6 protein-coding genes are annotated in these 6,452 nt (G+C 43.4%); 5 read left to right on the top strand and 1 reads right to left on the bottom strand.

Annotation, left to right across the window (positions count from 1 at the left end):
• Both ACDQ55_RS21460 and ACDQ55_RS21455 read left to right on the top strand, forming a co-directional pair.
• Positions 1-4,417: hypothetical protein (locus ACDQ55_RS21460; RefSeq protein WP_420983695.1), on the top strand; the 4,417-nt coding region annotated here is incomplete at its 5' end.
• A gap of 12 nt (positions 4,418-4,429) precedes the next feature.
• Entirely contained in the window at positions 4,430-4,807 is a 378-nt protein-coding gene (locus ACDQ55_RS21455; protein WP_420983694.1) for a hypothetical protein, read from the top strand.
• 56 nt (positions 4,808-4,863) lie between these two features.
• Here ACDQ55_RS21455 and ACDQ55_RS21450 read toward each other — a convergent pair whose 3' ends face one another.
• Complete coding sequence (locus ACDQ55_RS21450) at positions 4,864-5,202, bottom strand: helix-turn-helix domain-containing protein (RefSeq protein WP_420983693.1); 339 nt, start codon at positions 5,200-5,202, stop codon at positions 4,864-4,866.
• Between the two features lie 139 nt (positions 5,203-5,341).
• On the opposite strand from ACDQ55_RS21450, the gene ACDQ55_RS21445 reads away from it, so the two are divergent.
• The 3 genes from ACDQ55_RS21445 to ACDQ55_RS21435 are packed head-to-tail and all read left to right on the top strand — an operon-like array spanning position 5,342 to position 6,311.
• The gene (locus ACDQ55_RS21445) at positions 5,342-5,602 is read left to right on the top strand and encodes a SymE family type I addiction module toxin (RefSeq protein ID WP_420983692.1); all 261 of its coding nucleotides are present in this window, start codon (positions 5,342-5,344) and stop codon (positions 5,600-5,602) included.
• Positions 5,599-5,943, top strand: coding sequence for a CHC2 zinc finger domain-containing protein (locus ACDQ55_RS21440; protein ID WP_420983691.1), 345 nt, complete (start codon positions 5,599-5,601; stop codon positions 5,941-5,943). Before ACDQ55_RS21445 ends, ACDQ55_RS21440 begins: the two co-directional genes overlap by 4 nt.
• Positions 5,943-6,311 (top strand): hypothetical protein, encoded by a 369-nt coding sequence (locus ACDQ55_RS21435; protein WP_420983690.1) that lies wholly within the window; start codon positions 5,943-5,945, stop codon positions 6,309-6,311. Before ACDQ55_RS21440 ends, ACDQ55_RS21435 begins: the two co-directional genes overlap by 1 nt.
• Positions 6,312-6,452 lie beyond the last annotated feature (141 nt).

Genomic DNA, 6,452 nt, shown 5'->3' with positions numbered 1-6,452 from the left:
CCTGGTAGATGGCGCTATTGAAGGCGCCAACAGGTTGTACAGCGCTTATATTGATTCTGTAAGAAGAGACTTCCGCAAGCAATATATCGGCGTATGTGGCGGGGTAAAGGCCAAGGGGGAGTTATACACTACGCAGCAAAATTATCATTATACCCTTTATTATTATGACCAGGCCGGCCACTTGTTGCGTACGGTACCACCTGAAGGGGTGGATGTTATAACAGACCCGCATCAGCTGGACCTGATCATCGCGTCCCGGTCTGCCGATTATAATAGCTGTAACTACAGCGGCCCTTTAAACAACACAGATCCAGCCCGTGCCTTGTCTGCTCTGGCCACCGGGGTTACTACGGCTAACCAGTCCATTGAGATGTGGCTGTCTACCAGTGGAAGCACCTCGTCGGTGATTACGCCAGGGGGCAATAACCAGGTGTACTTTTACCTGTGCCGGGATGATAAGTACCTGCATGTTTCCATTTATAAACTTACTTATTCTTCCCAAAGGGAAGTAGAAATCGTTTCTTCTAATGAGGTGACGGTTGATCTGAGCCCTGTTTTACCGCTGCCTCCCTTTACGCATATTGTGTTGCAGGGTCCGGATCTTTCGGGCAATGGCGGCCCTATCAGCGTATATATCAACGGGCGTGCTTTTGCGGCAGTATCTACCCCGCCATTTCCGGCTTGTGGCTGGGAGATAGCCACGGTGCCAGGTAGCGATGCTACATTTACGACAGACTTGTCCTCACTGCGGCAGCTACGGGTGTATAAACGCTTGTTGTCGGCCGGGGAGATAGCGGCTAATGCGCAGGAGCTGTGCATGGGTTTATCGCCTGCATACAGTGCAGGATTGTTAAGGGATACCCTGGTTTGGGGCAGATTTAATACGCCCGTTGCCGGTAGTGCCACTACAATGCCTGATGGCAGTAGTACGGTAGAAGTGCAGACGGTGCCTGTTTATCCCCGTCATCGATTAACCACGGCATATGCCTATAACTCACTGGGTCAGGTAGTGCGCCAGTCTACACCAGATGGAGGGGATAGTTATTTCTGGTACGATCAGGTAGGCCGGGTTGTAGCTTCCCGCAATGCCAACCAGTTAAAAGGCAAGGGTCAGTATAGCTATACTAAATATGATGTGTTAGGTAGGATAGTGGAGGTAGGAGAGAAGAAAAATGGTTTAGACTTAGGAATGCCTGCTTACCTGGCCAGCGCTGTAGCTGCCCAGTTTCAGACCAGTGGTGTTAACAGTGAGATCACCAAAACGTACTATGACCAACCGGTATTGAGCGCTGCTCAATATCCCCAGGATAACCTCCGCAAGCGGGTTTCTGCCTCTGTTTATTCAGAGACAGCAGGTACAGAGGAACAAGGCACCTACTATAGTTATGATCCAACGGGTAATGTAAAAACGTTGTGGCAACGTGTATATGGCCTTTATGAGTTAAAACAGCTGGATTATAGTTACGACCTGGTAAGTGGTAAGGTAAATGCGGTACGTTACCAGCGAAATAAGCCCGACCAGTTCCTTTACAATTACAAGTATGATGCAGAAAACCGTTTGGTAGACGCCAGTTCCGGAATCGCGCATGCGGGAGATGGCTGGACGCTACAAAGCCCTAAGAGGGATGCGCATTATGGCTATTATCTTCATGGCCCATTAGCGCGTACTGTAATTGGTCAGCAAGGGGTGCAGGGTATCGATTACGCCTATACGCTTCAAGGTTGGTTAAAAGGGATTAATGGTGTTCAGCTCCTTCCTACATCAGAAATTGGCCAGGATGGCGGAGAAGATGGGCTTACCTGTACCATCTCGCGTGATGTGATGGCTTATTCATTGGATTATTTTAATGGAGACTACCGTCCGATAGCTGGCAGTGCTGCTGCTTTTGGGGTAAAGTATGTAGGTAATAGTACTGATCAGACTGGCCAGCCCCTTTACAATGGTAACATCAGCCATACCACCCTTGCATTGGATAAAATCAATCATGGCCATCCTGTTGGTTACAGCTACCGTTATGATCAGCTGAATAGGTTGGTTCGTATGCGCCAGCATCAACTAACTACGGGTATGGGCAGTTGGGGTAGCTCACAGATCGTAGAAGATCACAAAGAAGATATTACCTATGATGGCAATGGTAACATCCTGACCTACAAGCGTAATGGCGCCAGGGATACGAGTCTTGCCATGGATGATTTGAGTTATGCCTATCCACGTGATGATGTGGGTAACCTGTCGTTGAACCGGTTACGGCATATACGGGATGCAGTAGCCCCGGATGTTTATCAATCAGATGTTGATAATATGGCAGATGACAATTATCTTTATGATGATCTTGGTAATTTGCTGAGCGATAAGTCGGCCCATATCAGCAACATTGTATGGTCTGTTTATGGTAAGATCCGTCAGATTACGTTTAGTGATGGAAGTTCTTTGTCATATAAATATGATGGCTTCGGTAACCGGGTTTATAAGGAATATTTTCATGGAGGAGTAAGTACCAAGACGTGGTATGTAAGAGATCCTCATGGCAATCCGCTGGCGGTATATGGTAGTATCAATGGAGTAAGTGTTTACTGGCGTGAGCAACACCTGTATGGCAGTACCCGGCTAGGTATGTGGCTACCCAATATGGTGGTTAGTGGTGGTACAGTAGGTAATGCCAGTAGTTTATGGGGTCAGTTTAACCTTACGCGTTATGAGTTAAGCAACCACCTGGGTAATGTTGTGGCCACGATCTCAGATGCGCGTCAGGGTAAGGATGCAACGGTGTATAACGAAAACGACTATGCGCCGTTTGGCATGCAGCTACCCGGTCGCCAGTTTAACCTGAGGGATGATACTACTTCATCGCCAACTCCTCCGGCACCGGTTGTAGGCAGTCCTTCGCAGCCAGTAGCGCTGTACCTGCATGATTTTGAAGCAGCCCCTTATAGTAAACCTTATACCGGCTTGCCTGTTACCCATGCTTATATCAGCAACAGTAGCTGGACGAACGATCGTACCGGGGATACTGCCTGGGTTACTTATGCGGGTGTCAGCAATGGGGGCCATGCCCTGGCTTTATCGTCTTCTGCTCCGGAAACGAGTACGCTCACCCTCACCTTTGATGTAGATCCGGGCTACCGGATGAACGTAAACTCATTCAGTTTTTATAACCGTAGCAGTTATACAGGTTACCAGAACTGGAGCATGACGATTAACGGTATCCCGGTAAGTCCTTCACCTGCCTCAGGTGCAGATACTATTTACGTGGATGTATCAGGCGGGTCGCATGTGATGAGGTCAACCGGTACCTTGCCTGTAGCCAGCCCAGTGATAGGATTGGAAGGAAAAGTAACTATTGAGCTTATCTTAAGTAACCGGACAGGTAACCAGGGAACTTTCCGGATAGATAATTTTGTGTTGAATGGTTCTATAGAGTCGGTCGGAGGGGATGTTTATACGAGTGTGGGAGGTAGGTATAGATATGGGTTTAATGGGCAGGAGAAAAGTGATGAAATAGCAGGAGAAGGAAATCATAATACAGCTGAGTTCTGGGAGTATGATCCGAGGATAGGAAGGAGATGGAATCCTGATGAGATTTATAAACATAGCCCCTATGAGGCTTTTGGAAGTAATCCTATTTTTTATGCCGATCCTCTTGGGTTGGATAGTATTAATTTCAATAGAAGGGTAACAACCTTTGATCCTGGAGGAGGACGACGACCAACAGGAACATCGGTTTTTAATGTAGAGCATAAAGCTGCTCCAGGTGCTGATGTCTTTATGTATAACTTTACTAGTACTGTAATTGATAGCAAAGGAGGCTCAACGATGACGACGACCAGTACTTTATTGCATCCTGAGGACCGGGAAAGTGCAGTAGGTATGACTTGGGGGAAAGACCTTTATTTTGATGGGTTAATAACTTTTTCCAGGAAAAATTATGATTGGGAAGCTATTGGTAAGGTGATGTATGCGGATAAAGCATTTGGAAGTTATATGAAAGGGCGGAATGCAAATGCAGCAGATTGGATGTCTAAGGCCTCAAGCATGGAGGTGATGGAAGGATTAATGCCAATTTCAGTTCAAAGTGGCTTGGGTGCTTATCTCGGACTTACTGGTGCCACGATTAATACACAGAAGGCATCTAGTCTGGAAAGCATATTTGCTAATCCCAATGTTTTAAAGAATATGACGGAACAAGAAGTTAGAGCTATAGCGGAAAGTACTCAAGGGTGGAAAGTAGGAGCTTTAGGGAAAGGTAAAAACATTGGTAAGGGATTGACCGTTAGAGAGTTTAATAGTGCAGGAACAGATTATACCCATCGATATATTCAATATCATCCAGGAACGGAACGGCATTTTGGAGGTAGTCCTTATTGGAAAATATCAGGTACTAAGAATGGGGGTGGTGTTACTAGGATTGAATTGTAAAATAAAACAAGTATGGAGCATATAAATGAGTATAAATCATTGATAGAAAGCTTAAAATTATTAGCTTGTTCTTATGATGAACAGAAGTTATTACTTCCGAATTTTGTAGATGTACAAGATGAAGTATTAAATACTTTTTATGAAAGTTTTTTATTGTTGCCTGTTCTTATTGAAAGCAATTATATGTCTATGCGGGCTATTGCAGCAATCGTTAGGTTAAATAATTGGATAACTTTAACAGAGCAAGATGGAGCTTCGATGAATTTAATATCTTTTAAGGAAGGCTCGGAATGGAATAAAGTTAGGGCATTAGCTAAAAAAGCACTTGATGAATTAAATGAAGGGTTGACTTTGCCTGATTTAAGTTCGATTAATTGGGTGCCACAGTAATTAAGAAAGGTGGTGATATAAAATAATGATAAAACCCGGTCAGCGACCGGGTTTTATCATTTATCAAAAGCCTTTTTGGTTTTATAGTTCTGGATCACATTATCAATGAGGAAAAAGAGGTGCTGTTTAGTTTCTGCATCAAGTTTTTCAATGTCCTCAATCCGTTTTAGTAAATCCTTATCGAAAGCGGATAACTGTCCTTCTCCAATCAGGTAATCCACCGTTACATTAAACACTTTTGCGAGTTTTAGCAGCACCTCAATAGAAGGGGTGTTTGCATTGCGCTCATAGTTACCAATGATGGTACGTGAAACTTCGGCCTTCTTCGCCAGCTCGTCCTGGGAGAGGTTTTGTTGTTTTCTAAGTTGCGTTATGCGTTCTCCGATGTTCAACATAGTTGCCTAAAGACAATGGTTTTATTGACTTTATGGCAAAAATAGACAAAGTAATTTGGCAAAAGAAATAAATGTTTGTTGTTAAAATGAAAAGAGATATTTATATATTGCCAAATAAGTTTGACAAAAAATATTTTTTATGTTGATCAGTAATAACAGACAAATCAAACTTCAACCTAAACACCGGGATCAATCAGGCAATCATACAGTAGTGCCATGGCTCAATATCAGCGGTGTGTGGCTGGAGGAGTTGGGTTTTAGGGTTGGGGATATGGTAAAGATTACCACCCGTGACAGACTGTTGATCATAGAACCACTGGAAGGAACAGAGCAGGTGGCGCATGAGTATAAATCAGCGTTGCAGGAAATGAAGCAGACGTTGAAAAAGCTGGCGCAATGAATATACAGGAGATCAAGCAGCAGCTTACGTTATCGTCTGTATTGCAGCATTACGGCTTAAAACCCGATAAGCACCTGCGGTTACATTGCCCGTTCCATGATGATAAAACGCCGAGCCTGCAGGTGTACTATAAAACACATACCTGTTATTGTTTTAGTTCCAACTGTAAAACACATGGCAAGGCGTTAGATGTAATCGATTTTGTTATGTACAAGGATAGCTGCAACAAGCATGAAGCTATAGAAAAATGCAAGCAATTAATCGGTGTTCCCTTATATCAAAACAGCGTCCCCTCAGCGCCCCGTATATCCAATAAGCCCGATACAAAAAAACCAGGATAATGAAGAAAGACGAACTTAAAAAACTGATTGATCTAGTCTTAATATCTGAATATAAAGACCTATTGCTTCACTTTTTCGAGAAAGTTGAAGGTTTGGAATATAGATGTATAAAAATGGATCGAGAATATTTTTTGGATGTATTTGGGATTCGGTTAAAAAGTAATAGATCTATGGGGATCTCTATTAGAGGATTTGAACAACTTATGCAGACATATGAGGCATCTTCAGCCATGAACATATTGTCACATTCGATTGAAATTGGCAACGATTCAGTTTTAGTATATACAGATGTTAATATTACAAAAATATTCGGAGTGGTTGAGCCAAGAGAGGTTACATTCTCACAGGATAGGTCTGGAAATAGTTAGTTCTTATTGTAGTAAATTAATTGTAATAGTCAATATTTAATCTGACAGACAGCTAATTTTGGGCCCAACGAATCAGCTGTAAATCTATGAATATTTTATCCACTAAAAAATTTGCCGAGCTACCCGCTCATTGTGACTCTG

The organism is Chitinophaga sp. 30R24 (genome assembly GCF_049056765.1).
Classification (GTDB): domain Bacteria; phylum Bacteroidota; class Bacteroidia; order Chitinophagales; family Chitinophagaceae; genus Chitinophaga.
Note: the sequence above shows the minus strand (reverse complement) of the source record. Positions and strands in the feature narration are given on the sequence as shown.